General features: G+C 61.3%; 16 protein-coding genes. 9 read left to right on the forward strand and 7 right to left on the reverse strand.

Annotation, left to right across the window (positions count from 1 at the left end; translation table 11 throughout):
• Position 1 precedes the first annotated feature (1 nt).
• The 9 genes from murD (at position 2) to lpxC (ending at position 10,469) form a co-directional block, all read left to right on the forward strand.
• Positions 2-1,348 carry a UDP-N-acetylmuramoyl-L-alanine--D-glutamate ligase gene (murD, locus tag FFS64_RS00590; RefSeq protein WP_137803793.1) on the forward strand — a complete coding sequence of 449 codons (1,347 nt, stop codon included), beginning with the start codon at positions 2-4 and terminating at the stop codon, positions 1,346-1,348.
• Positions 1,345-2,562: a putative lipid II flippase FtsW gene (gene ftsW, locus FFS64_RS00595; protein WP_137803794.1), complete on the forward strand. Its 1,218-nt coding sequence runs from the start codon at positions 1,345-1,347 to the stop codon at positions 2,560-2,562. The genes murD and ftsW overlap by 4 nt, the downstream gene beginning before the upstream one ends.
• Positions 2,552-3,622: an undecaprenyldiphospho-muramoylpentapeptide beta-N-acetylglucosaminyltransferase gene (murG, locus tag FFS64_RS00600; RefSeq protein ID WP_137803795.1), complete on the forward strand. Its 1,071-nt coding sequence runs from the start codon at positions 2,552-2,554 to the stop codon at positions 3,620-3,622. The genes ftsW and murG overlap by 11 nt, the downstream gene beginning before the upstream one ends.
• On the forward strand, positions 3,615-5,075 hold the full coding sequence (gene murC, locus FFS64_RS00605; protein WP_137803796.1) for a UDP-N-acetylmuramate--L-alanine ligase: 1,461 nt from the start codon (positions 3,615-3,617) through the stop codon (positions 5,073-5,075). The genes murG and murC overlap by 8 nt, the downstream gene beginning before the upstream one ends.
• The gene (locus FFS64_RS00610) at positions 5,072-6,028 is read left to right on the forward strand and encodes a D-alanine--D-alanine ligase (RefSeq protein ID WP_137803797.1); all 957 of its coding nucleotides are present in this window, start codon (positions 5,072-5,074) and stop codon (positions 6,026-6,028) included. The genes murC and FFS64_RS00610 overlap by 4 nt, the downstream gene beginning before the upstream one ends.
• 4 nt (positions 6,029-6,032) lie before the next feature.
• Positions 6,033-6,899 carry a cell division protein FtsQ/DivIB gene (locus FFS64_RS00615; RefSeq protein WP_095192998.1) on the forward strand — a complete coding sequence of 289 codons (867 nt, stop codon included), beginning with the start codon at positions 6,033-6,035 and terminating at the stop codon, positions 6,897-6,899.
• Between the two features lie 14 nt (positions 6,900-6,913).
• The gene (gene ftsA / locus FFS64_RS00620; RefSeq protein WP_095192999.1) at positions 6,914-8,173 is read left to right on the forward strand and encodes a cell division protein FtsA; all 1,260 of its coding nucleotides are present in this window, start codon (positions 6,914-6,916) and stop codon (positions 8,171-8,173) included.
• Between the two features lie 78 nt (positions 8,174-8,251).
• Complete coding sequence (ftsZ, locus tag FFS64_RS00625) at positions 8,252-9,445, forward strand: cell division protein FtsZ (protein WP_095193000.1); 1,194 nt, start codon at positions 8,252-8,254, stop codon at positions 9,443-9,445.
• 112 nt (positions 9,446-9,557) lie between these two features.
• On the forward strand, positions 9,558-10,469 hold the full coding sequence (gene lpxC, locus FFS64_RS00630; protein WP_027619572.1) for a UDP-3-O-acyl-N-acetylglucosamine deacetylase: 912 nt from the start codon (positions 9,558-9,560) through the stop codon (positions 10,467-10,469).
• Positions 10,470-10,642: 173 nt separating this feature from the next.
• On the opposite strand, the gene FFS64_RS00635 is transcribed toward lpxC, so the two are convergent.
• The 7 genes from FFS64_RS00635 to FFS64_RS00670 form a co-directional block, all read right to left on the reverse strand.
• The gene (locus FFS64_RS00635; protein ID WP_137803798.1) at positions 10,643-12,142 is read right to left on the reverse strand and encodes a sensor domain-containing diguanylate cyclase; all 1,500 of its coding nucleotides are present in this window, start codon (positions 12,140-12,142) and stop codon (positions 10,643-10,645) included.
• A gap of 225 nt (positions 12,143-12,367) precedes the next feature.
• The gene (locus tag FFS64_RS00645) at positions 12,368-13,687 is read right to left on the reverse strand and encodes an OprD family porin (RefSeq protein ID WP_137803799.1); all 1,320 of its coding nucleotides are present in this window, start codon (positions 13,685-13,687) and stop codon (positions 12,368-12,370) included.
• A 195-nt stretch (positions 13,688-13,882) separates the two neighbouring features.
• Positions 13,883-14,107: a hypothetical protein gene (locus FFS64_RS00650; RefSeq protein WP_095193003.1), complete on the reverse strand. Its 225-nt coding sequence runs from the start codon at positions 14,105-14,107 to the stop codon at positions 13,883-13,885.
• Positions 14,108-14,259: 152 nt separating this feature from the next.
• Entirely contained in the window at positions 14,260-15,624 is a 1,365-nt protein-coding gene (locus tag FFS64_RS00655) for a heavy metal sensor histidine kinase (protein WP_137803800.1), read from the reverse strand.
• On the reverse strand, positions 15,614-16,291 hold the full coding sequence (locus tag FFS64_RS00660; RefSeq protein WP_007916978.1) for a heavy metal response regulator transcription factor: 678 nt from the start codon (positions 16,289-16,291) through the stop codon (positions 15,614-15,616). Before FFS64_RS00660 ends, FFS64_RS00655 begins: the two co-directional genes overlap by 11 nt.
• Positions 16,292-16,300: 9 nt before the next feature.
• Positions 16,301-19,414 (reverse strand): multidrug efflux RND transporter permease subunit, encoded by a 3,114-nt coding sequence (locus FFS64_RS00665; protein ID WP_137803801.1) that lies wholly within the window; start codon positions 19,412-19,414, stop codon positions 16,301-16,303.
• Entirely contained in the window at positions 19,411-20,571 is a 1,161-nt protein-coding gene (locus FFS64_RS00670) for an efflux RND transporter periplasmic adaptor subunit (RefSeq protein WP_137803802.1), read from the reverse strand. The genes FFS64_RS00665 and FFS64_RS00670 overlap by 4 nt, the downstream gene beginning before the upstream one ends.
• Positions 20,572-21,164: the final 593 nt, after the last annotated feature.

Genomic DNA, 21,164 nt, shown 5'->3' on the forward strand with positions numbered 1-21,164 from the left:
CGTGTCTCTGATCGCTTCTGACCACTTCCGCATCGTTGTCGGCCTCGGCAAGAGCGGCATGTCCCTGGTTCGCTTCCTGGCGAACCGGGGCGTGGCGTTTGCCGTGGCCGATACGCGGGAAAACCCACCGGAACTGGCCACGCTCAAGCGTGACTATCCGCACGTGGAAGTGCGTTGTGGCGAGCTGGACGTCGAGTTCCTGTGCCGTGCCGACGAGCTCTACGTGAGCCCCGGCCTGGCGCTGGCGACCCCGGCCCTGCAGGCTGCCGCTGCCCGTGGCGTAAAATTGTCCGGCGACATCGAGCTGTTCGCGCGTAACGCGAAGGCGCCGATCGTGGCCATCAGCGGCTCCAACGCGAAAAGCACTGTGACCACCCTGGTTGGCGAAATGGCGGCTGCGGCCGGCAAGCGTGTCGCCGTCGGCGGCAATCTCGGCACACCGGCGCTGGACCTGCTTGGCGACGATATCGAGCTGTACGTGATGGAACTGTCGAGCTTCCAGCTCGAAACCACCGATCAGCTCAACGCCGAAGTGGCGACCGTACTCAACATCAGCGAAGACCACATGGACCGCTACAGCGGCCTGCCGGCCTATCACCTGGCCAAGCACCGGATTTTCCGTGGCGCGAAGCAGTTCGTGGTCAACCGCCAGGATGCCCTGAGCCGGCCGCTGATGGGCGAGGGCCAGCCTTGCTGGACTTTCGGCCTGAACAAGCCTGACTTCAAGGCCTTTGGTCTGCGCGAAGAAGGCGGTGAGAAATACCTGGCCTTCGAGTTCCAGAATCTGATGCCGGTGCGCGAGCTGAAAGTTCGCGGCGCCCATAACCAGTCCAACGCCCTGGCGGCATTGGCGCTGGGCCACGCTGTCGGCCTGCCGTTCGACGCCATGCTGTCGGCGCTGCGCAATTTCGCCGGTCTCGAGCACCGCTGCCAGTGGGTGCGTGACCTGGACGGCGTGGGCTATTACAACGACTCCAAAGCCACCAACGTGGGTGCCGCCCTGGCGGCCATCGAAGGCCTGGGCGCGGACATCGACGGCAAGATCGTGCTGATCGCCGGTGGCGACGGCAAGGGTGCCGAGTTCAAGGATTTGCGAAATCCGGTGGCGGCCAACTGCCGCGCCGTCATTCTGATGGGGCGTGACTCCGACAAGATTGGTGAGGCCATCGGCGATGCCGTGCCGTTGATCCGCGTCGGCTCGCTGGTCGAAGCCGTCGAACAGTGCCGCGCCGCCGCTCAAGCAGGTGACGTGGTTCTGCTGTCGCCGGCCTGCGCCAGCTTCGACATGTTCAAGAACTACGAAGACCGTGGTCACCAGTTCGTCCGCGCCGTGGAGGATCTGGCATGAGCCTCAGAGGCATCATCAAGCCCTATCCATCGCCGCTCATCACCGGGCGCGGTATCGACCTCGACTTTCCGATGCTCGTTGGATGCCTGTCGCTGCTCGGCCTGGGGCTGATCATGATTGCCTCGGCGTCGACCGAAGTGGCAGCCGTGCAATCGGGCAGCCCCCTGTACTACATGATTCGCCACCTCATTTATGCCGTGCTGGGCCTGGGTGCCTGCATCGTCACCATGATGATTCCGATCGCCACCTGGCAACGCCTGGGTTGGCTGATGCTGCTGGGTGCCTTCGGTTTGCTGGTGATGGTGATCATTCCGGGGATCGGCCGTGAAGTGAACGGTTCGATGCGCTGGATCGGCTTCAGTTTCTTCAACGTACAGCCTTCCGAAATCGCCAAGGTGTTCGTGGTGATTTACCTCGCCGGCTATCTGGTGCGCCGTCAGAAAGAAGTGCGTGAGAGCTGGATGGGGTTCTTCAAGCCGTTCATCGTTCTGCTGCCGATGGCGGGCCTGCTGCTGATGGAGCCGGACTTCGGTGCCACCGTCGTGATGATGGGGGCTGCCGCGGCGATGCTGTTCCTGGGCGGGGTCGGGCTGTTCCGCTTTTCCTTGATGGTGGTGCTGGCGGTCGGTGCGGTGGTGTTGTTGATTCAAATGCAGCCGTATCGAATGGCGCGTCTGACCAACTTCGCCGATCCGTGGGCCGACCAGTTCGGTGCCGGTTATCAGTTGTCTCAAGCCTTGATCGCTTTCGGTCGCGGCGAATGGCTGGGCGTTGGCCTGGGTAACAGCGTGCAGAAACAATTCTATCTCCCCGAAGCCCACACCGACTTCGTGTTCTCGGTCCTTGCCGAAGAACTGGGTGCCGTGGGTTCGCTGTGCACGCTCGCGCTGTTCGTCTTTGTCTGTATTCGAGGCATGTACATCGGACTGTGGGCCGAGAAGGCCAAGCAGTTTTTTGCCGCCTATGTGGCCTACGGCTTGTCATTCCTGTGGATTGGTCAGTTCCTGATCAACATCGGGGTGAACGTCGGGCTGCTGCCGACCAAGGGGCTGACCTTGCCGTTCCTCAGTTATGGCGGCAGTTCGTTGGTGATCTGCTGCGCCTGTCTCGGCTTGCTGCTGCGCATCGAGTGGGAGAGTCGAACCCACCTGGGCAGTGAGGAGATGGAATTCCATGAGAGCGACTTCGTCGAGGAGCCGAACCATGGGCGCTAATGTATTGATCATGGCCGGCGGCACCGGTGGCCACGTGTTCCCGGCGCTGGCCTGTGCCCGCGAGTTCCAGTCCCGCGGTTATTCCGTGCACTGGCTCGGCACGCCGCGCGGCATCGAGAACGACCTGGTTCCGGTGGCCGGTATCGAGCTGCACCGGATTCACGCCAGCGGTCTGCGCGGCAAGGGCAAATTGTCCCTGCTCAAGGCGCCGTTCATGTTGCTCAAGTCGGTCTGGCAGGCGCGGGCGATCATTCGTCGGTTGCGGCCGGTCTGCGTGGTCGGCTTTGGTGGTTATGTGACCGGTCCTGGTGGTGTTGCCGCCAAACTGGCCGGTGTGCCGGTGATCGTTCATGAGCAGAACGCCGTGGCCGGTACCGCCAATCGGCTGCTGGTGCCGTTGGCCGCCCGGGTCTGTGAAGCGTTCCCCGACACCTTTACCCTGTCGAACAGCCGTCGGACCACCGGTAACCCGGTGCGCACCGAGCTGTTCCTCGAAACACCGCGACCAGCCCTGGCCGGTCGCAAGGCGCGTTTGCTGATCCTGGGCGGAAGCCTGGGCGCAGAGCCGTTGAACAAGTTGCTGCCTGAAGCCCTGTCGCAAGTCGCCGCCGACTTGCGCCCGGACGTGTTCCATCAGGCCGGCAAAAACCACGATGAAGTGACTGCAGAGCGCTATCGCGCGGCTGGCGTCGAGGCGCAAGTGCAGCCTTTCATCAAAGACATGGCCCAAGCCTATGGCTGGGCCGACCTGGTGGTGTGCCGCGCAGGCGCGCTGACCATCAGCGAACTGGCTGCCGCCGGTCTGCCCTCGATGCTGGTGCCCTTGCCCCATGCGATCGACGATCACCAGACCCGCAACGCCGATTATTTGGCCCGCGAAGGCGCTGCCTTCCTGATGCCGCAAAGAACGACTGGCGCAGCGGATCTTGCCGCTCGCCTGACAGAGGTCCTGATGCAACCGCAACGACTCAATGATATGGCCACCGCGGCCCGCCGCCTGGCCAAACCCGATGCCACCCGTAACGTGGTCGATACCTGCCTGGAGGTGGCCCATGGTTGAGAACAAGAAAGCCATGCCACAACCGGAAATGCGCCGCATCCGTCGCATCCACTTCGTCGGAATCGGCGGCGTGGGCATGTGCGGGATTGCCGAAGTGTTGCTGAACCTGGGCTATGAAGTGTCCGGTTCCGACCTGAAGGCGTCGCCGGTCACCGAGCGCCTGGAATCCTTCGGCGCGCAGATTTTCATCGGTCACCGCGCCGAAAACGCTGCCGCGGCCGACGTGCTGGTGGTGTCGAGTGCCGTGAACACTTCCAACCCGGAAGTTGCCACCGCACTAGAGCGCCGTATCCCCGTGGTGCCGCGTGCAGAAATGCTCGCCGAGCTGATGCGCTATCGCCATGGCATCGCCGTCGCCGGTACCCATGGCAAAACCACCACCACCAGCCTGATCGCTTCGGTGTTTGCCGCCGGTGGCCTGGACCCGACCTTCGTCATCGGTGGTCGCCTGAATGCCGCGGGCACCAATGCCCAGCTCGGCACCAGCCGTTACCTGATCGCCGAGGCCGACGAAAGCGATGCCAGTTTTCTGCATCTGCAGCCGCTGGTGGCCGTGGTGACCAACATCGACGCCGATCACATGGCGACCTACGACGGTGACTTCAACAAACTGAAGAAAACCTTCGTCGAGTTCCTCCACAACCTGCCGTTCTACGGTCTGGCCGTGGTGTGCCTGGACGATCCGGTGGTGCGTGAAATCCTGCCGCAGGTCAAGCGTCCGACCGTCACCTATGGTTTCGGCGACGACTGCGACGTGCGCGCCATCAATGTCCGCCAGCAGGGCATGCAGACTTTCTTTACCGTGCTGCGTCCGGATCGCGAACCGCTGGATGTCTCGGTGAACATGCCGGGCAACCACAACGTACTCAACGCACTGGCGACCATTTGCATCGCCACCGACGAAGGTGTCAGCGATGAAGCCATCGTCCAGGGCCTGTCCGGGTTCCAGGGCGTCGGCCGACGCTTCCAGGTCTACGGCGAACTGCCGGTAGACGGCGGCAACGTGATGCTGGTCGACGATTACGGCCACCACCCGACCGAAGTCGCGGCGGTAATCAAGGCCGTGCGCGGTGGCTGGCCGGAGCGCCGGTTGGTGATGGTCTACCAGCCGCATCGCTACAGCCGTACCCGAGATCTGTACGACGACTTCGTCAATGTACTGGCCGACGCCAACGTTCTGCTGTTGATGGAAGTCTATCCGGCCGGCGAAGAGCCGATCCCCGGTGCCGATAGCCGCAAGCTGTGCAACAGCATCCGCCAGCGCGGCCAGCTCGACCCGATCTACATCGAGCGGGGTGTCGACCTCGCGCCGGTGGTCAAGCCGCTGCTGCGCGCCGGTGACATTCTGCTGTGCCAGGGCGCCGGTGATATCGGCGGTCTTGCACCGAAACTGTTGAAAAGTGAGTTGTTCGCCGGGGCCGTGGCTGCGCCGGAGAAGGGGAAGTTGAAATGACTGCTGCCTACGCCAACCTCGTATCCACAATCGCGCCGAAAGACTTCGGCCGGGTCGCCGTGCTGTTCGGTGGCAAGAGCGCCGAGCGCGAAGTGTCCCTGAAGTCGGGCAACGCCGTTCTCGATGCGCTGCAAAGCGCGGGTGTGGATGCGTTCGGTCTCGACGTGGGCGATGACCTGCTGCAGCGTTTGCTGAGCGAAAAAATCGACCGCGCCTTCATCATCCTCCACGGTCGTGGCGGTGAAGACGGCAGCATGCAGGGCCTGCTCGAATGCCTGGGCATTCCTTACACCGGCAGCGGCATCCTTGCGTCGGCGCTGGCCATGGACAAGCTGCGCACCAAGCAAGTCTGGCACAGCCTGGGCATTCCGACGCCTCGTCACGCCGTGTTGAGCAGCGAAGCTGACTGTATTTGCGCGGCAGCGGAACTGGGCATGCCTTTGATCGTCAAACCGGCCCATGAAGGTTCAAGTATCGGGATGGCCAAAGTGACTTCCGCGTCCGAGTTGATCGACGCCTGGAAAGCGGCCAGTACCTACGATTCGCAAGTGTTGGTCGAGCAATGGATTCAAGGTCCGGAGTTCACCATCGCCACCCTGCGTGACCAGGTGTTGCCACCGATTGCCCTGGGCACGACGCACAGCTTCTACGACTACGACGCCAAGTACATCGCCAACGATACCCAGTACCGCATTCCGTGCGGCCTGGACAGCGCCAAGGAAAAGGAACTCATGGACCTCACGGCGAAAGCCTGTGAGGCGCTGGGTATCGCCGGTTGGGGCCGGGCCGACGTGATGCAGGACGCCGATGGACAGTTCTGGTTCCTGGAGGTCAACACCGCACCGGGCATGACCGATCACAGTCTGGTGCCGATGGCGGCCCGTGCCGCCGGCCTGGATTTCCAGCAACTGGTTCTGGCGATCCTGGCAGCAAGCATTGAGGCGCGAGGATAAAACGATGCAAGGCGCACAGCTACGTCATCAGCCATCCGCACCCGGTCGCAAGCCGGTGCCGCGGGGTGCCAGCCGAATGGTGGCCAAAGAGCCGATGTCCGCGCGCCTGCCGAAAGCCAATTTTGGTTTTCTGAAAAGCCTGTTCTGGCCAGTGCTGTTGGTTGCACTGGGGTTCGGTACTTACGAAGGCGCGCAGCGTTTGCTGCCGTACGCCGACCGGCCGATCACCAAAATCAACGTGCAGGGCGACTTGAGCTACATCAGCCAGCAAGCGGTGCAACAGCGAATCGCCCCGTATGTGGCGTCGAGCTTCTTCACCATCGACCTGGCGAGCATGCGTACCGAGCTGGAACAGATGCCATGGATTGCCCACGCCGAAGTGCGTCGGGTATGGCCGGATCAAGTGGTGATCCGCCTGGAAGAACAACTGCCGGTGGCCCGTTGGGGCGACGAATCGCTGTTGAACAACCAGGGGCAGGCGTTCACCCCGCGTGAACTGGCCAATTACGAACACCTGCCACAACTGTTCGGCCCACAGCGGGCTCAACAGCAAGTGATGCAGCAATACCAGGTACTGAGCCAGATGCTCCGGCCGTTGGGCTTCTCGATTGCACGCCTGGAATTGCGTGAACGAGGCAGCTGGTTCCTGACCACTGGCCCCGGTAGTGCGGGCCCCGGAATCGAGCTGCTGCTGGGACGCGGCAACCTGGTAGAGAAGATGCGCCGTTTCATTGCCATCTATGACAAGACGCTCAAAGAACAGATTACGAACATTGCGCGCATCGATCTGCGCTACGCCAACGGCCTCGCTGTTGGCTGGCGGGAACCTGTAGCGCCGACGACAGCCGTACCCGCTGTCGCGAAGAATTAAGAGAGGCAGGACCCATGGCAAACGTGCAAAGCGGCAAAATGATCGTCGGTCTCGATATCGGCACCTCCAAGGTGGTGGCATTGGTAGGCGAGGTCGCGGACGACGGCACGCTCGATATCGTCGGGATCGGTACGCACCCGTCCCGCGGCCTGAAGAAGGGCGTGGTGGTGAACATCGAGTCCACCGTGCAGTCGATCCAGCGCGCCATCGAAGAAGCGCAGCTGATGGCCGGTTGCCGTATCCACTCGGCGTTCGTTGGCGTGGCGGGCAATCACATCCGCAGCCTGAACTCCCACGGCATCGTGGCGATTCGTGATCGCGAAGTCAGCTCCGCCGACCTCGAACGCGTACTCGACGCTGCCCAGGCCGTGGCGATTCCGGCGGACCAGCGCGTGCTGCACACCCTGCCGCAGGATTACGTGATCGATAACCAGGAAGGTGTCCGCGAGCCACTGGGCATGTCCGGCGTACGTCTGGAAGCCAAGGTTCATGTGGTGACCTGCGCCGTCAACGCCGCTCAGAACATTGAGAAATGCGTGCGTCGCTGTGGTCTGGAAATCGACGACATCATTCTCGAACAACTGGCGTCCGCGTACTCGGTGCTGACCGATGACGAGAAAGAGCTGGGCGTGTGCCTGGTGGACATCGGTGGCGGCACCACCGACATCGCGATCTTCACCGAAGGCGCGATCCGTCACACTGCGGTGATCCCGATTGCGGGCGATCAGGTGACCAACGACATCGCCATGGCGTTGCGTACCCCGACCCAGTACGCCGAAGAAATCAAGATCCGCTACGCCTGCGCCCTGGCCAAACTGGCCGGTGCCGGCGAAACCATCAAGGTGCCAAGCGTTGGCGACCGTCCGCCGCGCGAGTTGTCCCGTCAGGCCCTGGCCGAGGTGGTCGAGCCGCGTTACGACGAGCTGTTCACGCTGATCCAGGCCGAACTGCGCCGCAGTGGCTACGAAGACCTGATCCCGGCCGGCATCGTGCTGACCGGCGGTACCTCGAAGATGGAAGGCGCTACCGAACTTGCCGAGGAAATCTTCCACATGCCGGTGCGCCTGGGCGTGCCACACGGCGTGAAAGGCCTCGATGACGTGATCCGCAACCCGATTTATTCCACCGGTGTCGGCCTGTTGATGTACGGCCTGCAGAAGCAATCCGACGGCATTTCGTTCTCGGGTATCGGCAGCCGCGACAGCTACAGCAACGAAGAACCGAAAGGCGCCTTGCTCGATCGCATCAAGAGCTGGGTCCAGGGCAATTTCTAAGATTCACCGCAGCACCGTTACACCGTTGTAGATACAGGCAGTAGGCGAAAAAACTAGAGAACGTAAAGGAGAGGGAAAATGTTCGAACTCGTAGACAACATCCCCGCAAGCCCGGTTATTAAAGTTATCGGTGTTGGCGGTGGCGGCGGCAACGCCGTGAATCACATGGTCAAGAGCAACATTGAAGGCGTTGAGTTCATCTGCGCCAACACTGATGCCCAGGCGCTCAAGAGCATCAGCGCGCGGACCATCCTGCAACTGGGTACCAGCGTGACCAAAGGTCTGGGCGCCGGTGCCAACCCTGAAGTAGGTCGTCAGGCCGCTCTCGAAGACCGTGAGCGCATTGCCGAAGTCCTGCAGGGCACCAACATGGTGTTCATCACCACCGGCATGGGCGGTGGTACCGGTACCGGTGCTGCGCCGATCATTGCTGAAGTGGCCAAGGAAATGGGGATCCTCACCGTTGCGGTGGTGACCCGTCCGTTCCCGTTCGAAGGTCGCAAGCGCATGCAGCTCGCCGACGAAGGCATCCGCCTGCTGTCGGAAAGCGTCGACTCGTTGATCACCATTCCCAACGAGAAGCTGCTGACCATCCTCGGTAAGGACGCCAGCCTGCTGTCGGCTTTCGCCAAGGCTGACGATGTATTGGCCGGCGCCGTTCGCGGTATCTCCGACATCATCAAGCGTCCGGGCATGATCAACGTCGACTTTGCCGACGTACGCACCGTGATGAGCGAAATGGGCATGGCGATGATGGGCACTGGCTGCGCCAGCGGTCCGAACCGTGCACGTGAAGCGACTGAAGCGGCCATCCGTAACCCGTTGCTCGAAGACGTGAACCTGCAAGGCGCACGTGGCATCCTGGTGAACATCACCGCCGGTCCTGACCTGTCCCTGGGTGAGTACTCCGACGTGGGTAGCATCATCGAAGCCTTCGCTTCCGAACACGCCATGGTCAAGGTCGGTACCGTTATCGATCCAGACATGCGCGACGAGCTGCACGTGACTGTGGTTGCGACCGGTCTGGGCGCTAAAATCGAGAAGCCTGTGAAGGTCATCGACAATACCGTTCACACCTCGATGGCTTCCCAGCCGCAACAACAAGCCCCTGTTCGTCAGGAAGCCCCAGCGGTGAACTACCGTGACCTGGACCGTCCGACCGTCATGCGCAACCAGGCTCAGGCCGGTGCTGCGACTGCCGCGAAGATGAATCCGCAGGATGATCTGGATTACCTGGACATCCCGGCTTTCCTGCGTCGTCAGGCCGATTGATGAAATGTATCAGGGCTATGAAGGTGATTGGTGTTCAGCAAAGGCGTGGTCTGCTATCATCGCCAGCCTTTGTTGATACCAGTTCGCAATTTGCGCTGAAGCGGCCCAAGCCATGATTAAACAACGCACACTGAAAAATATTATCCGTGCCACAGGTGTAGGTCTGCACTCCGGGGAGAAGGTTTACCTGACCCTCAAGCCTGCGCCGATCGACACCGGCATCGTCTTTCGCCGTGCCGACCTCGATCCCGTGGTCGAGATTCCGGCTCGTGCGGCCAACGTCGGCGAGACAACCATGTCGACGACGCTGGTCAACGGTGACGTGAAGGTGGATACGGTGGAGCACTTGCTCTCGGCCATGGCTGGCCTGGGCATCGATAACGCCTACGTCGAGCTCTCCGCGTCCGAAGTCCCGATCATGGATGGCAGCGCTGGACCCTTCGTATTTCTGATTCAGTCGGCTGGCCTGGAAGAACAGGACGCGGCCAAGAAGTTCATCCGTATCCTGCGGGAAGTGACAGTGGAAGACGGCGACAAGCGCGCCACTTTCGTCCCTTTCGAAGGTTTCAAGGTGAGCTTCGAGATCGATTTCGATCACCCGGTTTTCCGTGACCGTACACAAAGTGCAAGCGTGGATTTTTCCAGCACTTCGTTCGTAAAAGAAGTCAGCCGCGCCCGTACCTTTGGTTTCATGAGTGACATCGAGTACCTGCGCAAGCACAACCTCGCACTCGGCGGCAGCGTTGAAAACGCCATCGTGGTCGACGCGGATGGTGTACTGAACGAAGACGGTCTTCGCTACGAAGACGAATTCGTGAAGCACAAGATCCTCGATGCAATTGGTGACCTCTACCTGCTGGGCAATAGCCTGATTGGTGAGTTCAAGGGCTTCAAGTCCGGCCACGCACTGAACAACCAGCTGCTGCGCAAGTTGATTGAGCAGACAGATGCCTGGGAAGTCGTGACGTTCGAAGATGCCAGCACTGCACCGATCTCTTACATGCGCCCTGTTGCGGCCGTGTAAGTAAAAAACCTCTCTAGTTTTTTAAAGGCTACCTTCGGGTGGCCTTTTTTTATGCCTGGATTTTGTGGTGTCTGCACCGGCCCCTTCGCGAGCAAGCCTCGCTCCTGCAGGAGGACGCGGACTGAATGTGGGCGAGCCAGCTCGCGAAGGGGCCGGTTGGTTCGATGCAAAACTCAGGCGGAAACCACCCGATTGCGCCCCCGTTCCTTGGCCTGATACAGCGCCTTGTCTGCCGCAAACAGCAATTGCTCCAGGCTGATGTCGCTCTCTGTCGTCCAGGTACTGATGCCGATGCTGACCGTCATCGGCTGTTCATCCCCTGCCACCGTTGGCAACTGCTCCACCTGCACACGGATGCGCTCGGCAATCTGCCGTGCACCTTCGTTGCCGGTTTCAGCCAGGATCACCGAAAACTCCTCGCCGCCGTAGCGGGCTACCAGGTCTGTCGGACGATGGACATTGGCGCCAATGACATCGGCCAGCGAGCGCAGAGCCTCGTCGCCTGCCTGGTGGCCATGGCGGTCGTTGAAGGCCTTGAAGTGATCGGCATCGATCATCAGCACCGACATCGGCTTGCCGGACCGTTGCGCCCGAAACCACTCGTGGCGCAGGGTCTGGTCGAGGGTTCGGCGGTTGGCCACGCCGGTCAAGGCATCGGTGGCGGCCAGTTGCGCCAGTTCCTGTTCGGCGCTGTAGCGCAGGCGCAGTTCGCGGCAGAGCAACCAGGTCAGCCATAGCAGCGCGATACACAGGACCCCGGTGGCGCCGCTGATCACAATGGCCGTGCGTTGCCAGGTGGCGAACACTTCGTCGCTGGAAAGGGCCACGATGACCGTCAGCGGCAGGTTGCCGACCCGGCTGAAGGTGTACAGGCGTTGCTGGCGGTCTACGCTCGACACGCCGTCAAAGCTGCCGCTGCCCTCGCGCAGTATGCGCACGACGTTGGGCCGGTCGGCGAAGCTTTTGCCGACTGTGTTGTCTTGCAGAAACGGCTTCTGCGCCAATAGCACGCCGTCGTCGTTGATGATGGCCAGCGTGCTGTCGCTCCCGATGTCGAGGCTGTTGAACAGCTGATCGAAGTACGCCAGGCGCATCGAGGCCACCGCGACACCCAGAAACGCCCCGGTAGTCGAAGAAATGCGTCGGCTGAAGCTGATTTGCCATTCGTCGTTATAGTCGCAGTCGCAGCGAGGCTTGAAGGGGCGGCTGATGAACATGCCGGTGTCGCGATTGAAGGCATGGGCGAGGAAATAATCGCGGTCGGCGAAGTTGCCCGGTTTGGGCTCGATCAATGATGAGTCGGCGAGTACTTCACCCTGCTGATCCAGCAGCAGGATGTCACTCTTGTAGCGGGCCGTGGTGGAGCGGTCGAACAGCACCAGATGACGGATTTGTGCAGAAACCTGCTTCAAGTCATCCCGTTGCGCCGCGGCAATCAAGCCTTGCAGGGTCAGGTCGTAGAGTTCCACCGTGCGCAACACGTCGGCATCGATCAGTTGCGCAATGGTGGTCGCGCCGCGTGTGGCTGCCTGCTGGGCGTTGGTATGTTCGCGGATCAGTAGAAAAGTGACGATGCTGAGTATCGCAATGACCGTCATGCTGCTGCCGAGGATCACCAGGATCTCGGGCCGTCCGGCTCTGCCTGAACGATTGGGAGTGCGGCGTACGGTCATGGGGGCTGATGTCTGCTTGGATGACTGGGTAAGCGTAGTTCCATAAACGTAGCAGCCAGGGAAAAGGCCGGTTAAATGAACCAACAGAGGTTTGCCAGGGTGAACAAAACCGTGGGAGCGAGCCTGCTCGCGATGGCGGCGCAACATTCAGCGTCGATGTTGATTGACCTGACGCTATCGCGAGCAGGCTCGCTCCCACAGGTTGTACGGCAGGTGCCAGAGTGATCAGAACACATCGAGGGGATAGTCGATGATCACCCGGTATTCATCGGTGTCTTGATCCCGTGCGCCGTAACCATTGCCGCCACGGTTGGTCGCCCATTGCAGGCGCAGCGCCAGGTCCTTGGTTTTGCCGCTCTGAACCACGTATTTCAGGTCAACGTCACGCTCCCAATGCTTGGCGTTCTTGCCATCGGCGCTGTACCACGCGGCATAGCCTGGGCTGTCAGGATCGACCTGGGTCAGGTCCAGTTTTCCTCGGGAGTACGACACGGCCGATGTCAGGCCCGGCAAGCCAAGTCCGACAAAGTCGTAGGCATATTTGAGTTTCCACGAGCGTTCATTCGGGCCGTTGAAGTCCGAATACTGCTGGGAGTTGTCGAGGAAAATGCTGTCGCCCTGACTGATGTAGTCGAACGGGGTGTTGCCGTTGACCCGCTGATAAGCGGCGGTGACGCTGTGATTGCCCACGCCGACGGTGAAGTGCAGGCTGTAAGTGTTGTTGTCGATATCGCCCAGCAGCGCATCACCGGTGTCCTGCGTGTGATAGACGTGCAGGCCTGGGTTGAGGCTGATCAGGTCATTGAGCGCGTAGATGTAGTCCAGGTCGAAGTAGTACTGGTTCCAGATGTCCTTGAGTTCGGCGGCATACAGGCTGCTGGTCAGTCCCGGCAGGCCGCTCCAGGCCATACCGCCCCAGTTCAGGTGCTGGCTGTCCTCACCATCGGGCAGGCTGCCGTAGGACGTGCCGATGCGGGTATGGCCGCTCTGGTTGTACGGCTTGGTGAAGCTGGCCTGGCCGCCCTCGATCATCACACCGTCGATGCTGTGGTTGGTCAGGCTGACGCCGCGAAAGGTCTGGGGCAGCATGCGGGTTTCGCCCCCGGCAATCACCGGGTTGGCCAGAAACAGGTCGCCGGCCTTCAACTCGGTATCGAAAGCGCGCATTTTCAAGGTGCCGCCGGCGGTCGAGAACGACCCCGGCGCTTTGCCGTTGCCATCGCCGACCGGCAGGATGCTCGAATTTTCCGTACCGCCACCGCCGTCGAGCTTGAGCCCGAGCATGGTGTGGGCATCGATGCCAAAGCCGAGCGTACCCTCGGTGTAGCCCGACTCGAAGACACCCAGAAAACCTTGCCCCCACTCAATGTTGTCGTCGGCCTGCTGCAGGCGATTGCGGTGCATGTAGTAGTTGCGGGCGTTGAGGTTGAGGCTCGAGCCTTCGACGAATCCTGCGGCAGACGAATCATCGGCGGCCTGGGCGCTGGTGGCCATCGTTGCAGCGATTGCAATGAACAACAGTGTGGATCGGAATGGGAAACGCACGTGCGGAAAAGCTCCTTGGGTCAACTTGGAACGTCACTGTTTGGGGAGTCGGGGATGTTTACATGGGGATGGCGAAGCAAACGGGGTTGGACCCACAACGAAAAAAAGCCGCTGATAGCAGCGGCTTTGAAGACAACTTTTCAAGGGGAAGAGCCGATGAAAAGTGTCGAGGGAAACAGGAGCGATGCGCGTCGATCAGCTGTCTTTCTCGGCCTGTGGCTGGGCCTGAATGCTCGATGCTTGCGGGGCCTGGGTGCCTTCCTGTGCTTTGGCCGTCATCTCGATCTGGTGCTCTTGGTAAGCGGCGGCGCGTGCGGCGTTTTGTGCGACGAAAGCCTGCGACTCTTCAGCCATGGCCAATGGCGTCACGAACAAAGAGGACAAAACGAAAGCGCTGGCAATACCCATACTGTTGGACATCTTTAAAACCTTCTTGCTTGGCAAGTGCTGTTTGGTGCGGGCAAAGATAAGGATGTCGGGCGATGGGAAAAAGAGCGGATTCATGAAAGGACTATTGCGCAAAAGGCAATAGTGAGTGATTCGCAGGTTCGCTCCCACAAAGGGAAGGGGGATCAGACGGGCAGGTGAATACCGAAGGTGTTCATGCCGTGATCGCTGCGCACGAACACATCCCCGCCATGCATCAGCGCGATCGCCTTGACGATCGCCAGTCCCAATCCGTGGTTGTTGCCGCTGTTGCTGCGCGAGGCGTCGACGCGGTAGAAGCGTTCGAACAGGCGCGGCAGATGTTCGTTGGCAATCGGCGAACCGGGGTTGGCGACGCCGATACTGACTTGATGCTCCTCGGCCTCGATCCGCACCTCAATCACCTGTCCGGGTTCGGTGTGCTGCACCGCGTTGCTCAGCAGGTTGATCAGCGCCCGCCGCAGGTGTGCGATCTCGATCCGCACTTGTGCATCGCCGCTGACCTGAACCTGGACTTGAGCATCTTCGAGGATGAAATCCAGGTATTCCAGGGTTGTCGCCACTTCATCGGCCAACGACGTAGAGGTCAGTTTGGTGGCCTTGCTGCCCTGGTCCGCACTGGCGAGGAACAGCATGTCGTTGATGATCGAGCGCAAGCGCTCCAGCTCTTCAAGGTTCGATTGCAGGACTTCGAAATAATGCTCCGCCGAGCGTCCACGGGTCAGCGCCACTTGGGTTTGGCCGATCAGGTTGGTCAGCGGCGAGCGCAGTTCATGGGCGACATCGGCATTGAATGATTCCAGCCGCGAGTACGCCTGTTCGACCCGCTCCAGCGTAGAGTTGAACGAATTGACGAACTGGTTCAACTCCGGTGGCAGTGATGACATGCGCAAACGCCCGGAGCGCAATGGCGGGGCCAGACGCTGGGCCTCCTGTGACAGCTTGATCAGTGGCTTGAGACCGATCCGCGCCACCCAATAACCCAGTGCCGAGGCCAGCAGCACGCCGACAATCGCCAGGCTGATCAGGGCGATCAGCAACTGGTGTTGAGTCTGGTAAAACGTTTCGGTATCGATGCCGATCATGAAGCGCAGTGGTGGCCGTTGATCCTTGGCCGGGAACTGGCTGACCAGCACCTTGAGCGGGTAAGGCTGATTCGGCAGGGTCATATCGCGCATGCCCAGCGGCCCCTGGGCAAAATCGCGGATCGGGGGCGTCAGGTTGCCGTATTCGTAGTGTGGATCGCCGCTGATGATCCAGAAACTGATGCGTTTGTCTTCTTCACCCAGCAGCTTGAGCTTGTTGTTGATCTTCACCCAATGCTCGGGCGTGCCGTAACGGCCAACCGTGGATTCAAGCACGCTGTAACGTGCATCCAGTTCGGCTTCAGGCAGCAAGCCCAGGCCTTTGTCGACCTGCTGGTACAGCGCCCAGCCGATCACCAGGAACACCAATAGCGCCACCAGCGTGAACATGCCGCTCAAACGCAAGGCAATCGAATTACTGGACACCACGGCTCTCCAGCACATAACCCATGCCACGGATCGTGTGCAGCAGTTTTTCATCGAACGGCCCGTCGAGCTTGGCCCGCAGACGTTTGATCGCGACTTCGACGACGTTGGCGTCGCTGTCGAAATTGATGTCCCAGACCATTTCCGCGATGGCGGTTTTCGAGAGAATTTCGCCCTGACGCCGGGCCAGCACACTGAGCAGCGAAAACTCCTTGGCGGTCAGGTCCAGGCGCGTGCCGGCGCGGGTGGCCTTGCGGCTGATCAAATCTATCCACAGGTCGGCGATGCTCACTTGCACCGGTTCATGGCCACCGCTGCGGCGGGTCAACGCTTGCAGGCGAGCCACCAGTTCGAGGAAGGAAAACGGTTTGCCCAGGTAATCGTCTGCACCGTCGCGCAGGCCCTTGATGCGGTCTTCGACACGCTCGCGGGCGGTGAGCATGATCACCGGTGTCTGCTTGCGCGCACGCAAGGCGCGCAGGACGCCGAAACCATCCAGGCCCGGCAGCATGACGTCGAGGACGATCACCGCGTAGTCGCTTTCCAGCGCCAGGTGCAGGCCTTCCACGCCATCGCGGGCCAAGTCCACGGTGTAACCCTGTTCCGTCAGGCCGCGGTGCAGATAGTCCGCGGTTTTTTCCTCGTCTTCGATAATCAGAACGCGCATGACCCCGCCTCAGTCTGTGGTCGCCAGCGCCGGCTGGGGTGCAGCCGCCGGTGGGAGAGAGTGCCGATGGAAAAGCCGCTCCAGCCACAAGTATATGACCGGTGTGGTGAACAGCGTCAGCGCCTGGCTCACCAGTAAGCCGCCGACCACCGCGATCCCCAAGGGCTGGCGCAGCTCGGCACCGGTGCCATAGCCGAGCATCAGCGGCAGGGCGCCGAGCAGGGCGGCGAGGGTGGTCATGATGATCGGCCGGAACCGCGTCAGGCAGGCCTGGAAGATCGCTTCCTCCGGTGACAAGCCGCCTTTGCGCTGCGCTTCGAGGGCGAAGTCGATCATCAGAATGCCGTTTTTCTTCACGATACCGATCAGCAACACCAGGCCGATCAGCGCCATGATCGAAAAGTCCTGCCCGCAGATCCACAACATGATCACCGCACCGAGGCCCGCAGCAGGCAGCGTCGAGATGATGGTCAGCGGGTGGACGAAGCTCTCGTAGAGCACGCCGAGAATGATGTACACCGCCACCAGCGCCGCCAGGATCAACCAGGGCTGGCTGGCCAGCGAACTCTGGAACGCCTGCGCCGCGCCCTGGAAATTGCCGCTGATCGCCACTGGCATGCCGATCTCGGCCTTGGTCTGGTTGAGCATGATCACCGCATCGCCCAACGCCACGCCGGGTGCGAGGTTGAACGACATGTTGGCGGCCGGGAACATGCCGTCATGGGCGATGGACAACGGGCCGATGGTGGGCGCATCGAACCGGGCCAGCGCCGACAGCGGCACCATCTCACCGCTCAAGGGCGAGCGCAGGTAGAAATAGTTCAGGCTTTCCGCCTTGCCGCGCTGCTTGGTGTCCAGTTCCAGGATCACGTTGTACTGGTTGATCTGGGTCTGGAATTCGTTGATCTGACGCTGGCCGAAGGCGTCATACAGCGCTTCGTCAACATCGCTGGCGGTCAGGCCGAAGCGTGCCGCCGCGCTGCGGTCGATGCTGATGTGGGTGATGCTGCCGCCCAGTTGCAGATCGTTGGAAACATCGCGGAATGCCGGGTTGCTGCGCAGCTTTTCCGTCAGGCGCTGGGTCCAGGTGCTCAGCACCGCACCGTCGTTGCTCTTGAGCACGTACTGGTACTGGGCACGGCTCGGGCCGGAACTGAGGTTGATATCCTGGCCGGCGCGCAGGTACAGGACAATGCCCGGGACTTTCATCAGTTGCGGACGAATCCGGTCGATGAACTCGCTGGCCGAAACATCGCGGTCACCGCGTTTTTTCAGGGCGATCCAGAAGCGGCCGTTGGCGATGGTCTGGTTGCTGCCCGATACGCCGACCGAGTGAGAAAAGGTCTGTACGGCCGGATCTGCAGCGACGATTTCGGCCATCGCCAGGTGTTTTTTCACCATGTCGCCGTAGGAAATGTCCGCAGCCGCTTCAGTGGTACCGAGGACAAAACCGGTGTCCTGTACCGGGAAGAAACCTTTCGGAATGAAGATGTAACCGCCGACGGCCAGCGCCACTGACAGACCGAAAACACCGATCATCAGCTTCTGATGGGCGAGGGCGCGGCGCAGGCCCTTTTCATAGAGGTCCAACAGGCGCTCGCCGAAACCTTTCTTGCCGTGGGCATCGTGCACCGGGGCGCGCATGAACAGCGCCGCCAGGGTCGGCGCCAGGGTCAGGGATACCACCACCGAAATCAGGATGGTCGAGGTGGCGGTCAGGGCGAATTCCTTGAACAGCCGCCCGACCACGCCGCCCATGAACAGCAGCGGAATGAACGCCGCCACCAGCGAGAAGCTGATCGACACCACGGTGAAGCCGATTTCCCCGGCGCCTTTGATCGCGGCCTCGCGCATGCCGTCGCCGGCCTCCAGATGACGGTGAATGTTCTCCACCACCACAATCGCATCGTCGACCACAAACCCCACGGCCACCACAATCGCCACCAGCGTCAGGTTGTTCAGGCTGAAACCCATGAGGTACATCAGGGCGAAACTGGCGATCAGCGACACGCCGAGCACCGCCGACACAATCAGGGTCGCCGACAACTGGCGCAGGAACAGCGCCATCACCGCCACCACCAGCATGATCGCGATCAGCAAGGTGATTTCCACCTCATGCAGCGAGGCCCGGATGGTCTGGGTGCGGTCGATCAGTGTCTTGACCTGTACCGACGCCGGGAGCATGGCTTCCAGGCCCGGCAGCGCTGCCTGGATGCGGTCCACGGTCTCGACGATATTGGCCCCCGGCTGGCGGAAGATCACCAGGTTGACCCCCGGTTGCGTGCCGGCCCAGGCCTGGACGTAGGCATCCTCCGAACCGTTGACGACTTTGGCCACATCCTTGAGATGAACCGGTGCACCGTCCTTGTAGGAGACGATCAACTGGCTGTAGTCATCAGGGTGGAACAACTGGTCGTTGGTGGACAGGGTCGAGATGCTCGATTCCCCGTACAGTGCACCTTTGGCCAGGTTGAGGCTGGTCTGCTGGATGGCCAGGCGGATGTCCGCCAGCGTCAGGCCGATGGCCGCCAGTTTGTCCGCCGACACCTGGACACGGATCGCCGGACGTTGCTGACCGGTGATGGCGACCTGGCCTACACCGTCGATCTGGCTGATCTGACGGGATAACAGGGTTTCCGTCAGGTCGCTGAGTTCGGGGCCAGGCATCAGCGATGAGTTGACGCTGAGGATCAACACCGGACTGTCGGCCGGGTTGACCTTGCGCCAGGTCGGCAGGTTGGGCATGTCCTTGGGCAGCTTGCCGGCGGCGGTATTGATTGCGGCCTGCACTTCCTGGGCGGCGGTGTCGATGCTTTTGTCGAGGGTGAATTGCAGGGTCAGGATGGTCGAGCCGAGGGCGCTGCTCGAGGTCATCTGTGTCACGCCGGGGATGGCGCTGAACTGCACTTCAAGAGGCGTGGCCACCGAAGACGCCATGGTTTCCGGGCTGGCGCCGGGCAATTGTGCCGCCACCTGGATGGTCGGGAATTCCGCCTCGGGCAGGGGGGCCACCGGCAGGCGCGGAAAGGCGATGGCGCCCAGCAGCACCAGGGCGAACGTCAGCAGAACCGTCGCCACCGGATGGTCGATGCACCAGGCGGATATCGAGCCGTGGCCTTTCATTGCGCAGCCTCCGATTGCACCACCTGCGGCGGGTCGGTCAGCACTTGCACGGTGGCACCGGGCTTGAGCCGCGAGTGGCCATCGCTGACCAGCACGTCACCCGGCGCCACGCCTTTGATGATGTTCTGGCCGCTGCCCTGGAAGACCATTTGCACTGGCACGGTTTCGACCTTGTCGCCCTTGAGCCGGTAAACGAAAGGCTGGTCCAGACCGCGCTGTACGACGGTGGGCGGTACCACCAGCGCATCTTTGTCCAAGGCTGTCTGAATCTTTACCGTCACCAGCAGGCCCGGCCAGAGTTTCTGCCCGGCGTTGTTGAATTCGGCCTTGGCGCGAATGGTCCCGGTGTTGGCGTTGATCTGGTTGTCAATCAGGGTCAGGTGGCCTTCACCCAGCAGGTTGCCGGTTTCGCCGTCGGTGTCGGCGCCGATATAGGCCTTGACCCGGGCATGTTGCGGATCGCTGATCAGGCCTTGCAGGGTCGGCAGCATGTGTTGCGGCAGGGAGAACTCCACGGCAATCGGGTCGATCTGGGTGACGGTGAACAGGCCTTGGGCGTCGGTCATGCGCAGGAAGTTGCCTTCGTCCACGGTGCGAATACCGACGCGGCCGCTGACCGGGGAGCGAATCTGTGTGTAGGACAGTTGCACCTGCGCCGCATCAATCGATGCCTGGTTACCCTGAGCGGTAGCCTTGAGCTGATTGACCAGTGCCTGTTGCTGGTCGTAAGTCTGTTTCGATACGCCGTCGTCGACGCTCAGCAGCTTGTAGCGCTTGAGGTTGACCTGCGCCACTTGCAGTTGCGCCTGGCTTTCACCCAGCTGTGCCCGGGCCTGGTCGAGACTGGCGCGGATCGAGCGGTCGTCGATGGTGGCCAGCAAGTCGCCTTTGCTCACCAGTTGGCCTTCCTTGACCAGGATTTTGGTAAGAATGCCGTCGATTTGCGGACGCACCACGACGCTGTGCAGCGACAGCACCGAGCCGATGCCGCTGACGTAGCGAGGGACGTCTTTTTCGACGACGCTGACCACGCGCACGGGAATGGCGCTGGGCGCCGCGAGCTTTGCCTTGGCGGGTTTGGTGGCATACCACAGGCCCAGCGCTGCCAGGATAATCAGAAGGGCGACGAGCAGGGCGGGTTTTTGCTGGATTCGCATGCGAGTGAGGCGCCAGGGCTGGGTGATCGACAGGTTGGTATGTTCCTTTATAAACCTGTTTGACGGTCAGGAAAGTGACTGCTAACTGACGGCGTTGTCAGTTTGGCTTTGGCTTTGGCTTTGGCTTTGGCTTTGGCTTTGGCTTTGGCTTGGCGGCCTTATAGCCGACCATGCTGTGGGTGGGGGTGTACATATCCGTTCCTGCGGTTACGGCCGCTGGCGGTTTCGCCCTTACGGCGACTCACTTTTTTGACAAACGCCTCAAAAAAGTAAGCAAAAAAACGCTCGCCCCGGCGTCCGGCCCCTCGCCAAGGCTCGGGGTTCCTTCGCTCCGGCATTCATCCGGGGGCATTGCCCTCCGGTTGGCTTCGCTGCACCTACATGCAATGGGTTCGACTGCGTCGAACGGCGCTACGCGCCAGTCCCCGGATGAACACCTCCACTCAGCCTTCCGATGGGGCGGGTGGATCAAAAGCAGCCGAGGCGAGCTGACACTCGACCTCACTGCTGTTCGTGTTCCCCTGTGGGAGTGGGCTTGCCCGAGATGGCGGCCTGACAGCCGACCAAGATCTCTCGGACATGCGCCGGCTCGC

It is taken from the genome of Pseudomonas sp. G(2018), assembly GCF_005502415.1.
In the GTDB taxonomy this organism is placed as follows: domain Bacteria; phylum Pseudomonadota; class Gammaproteobacteria; order Pseudomonadales; family Pseudomonadaceae; genus Aquipseudomonas.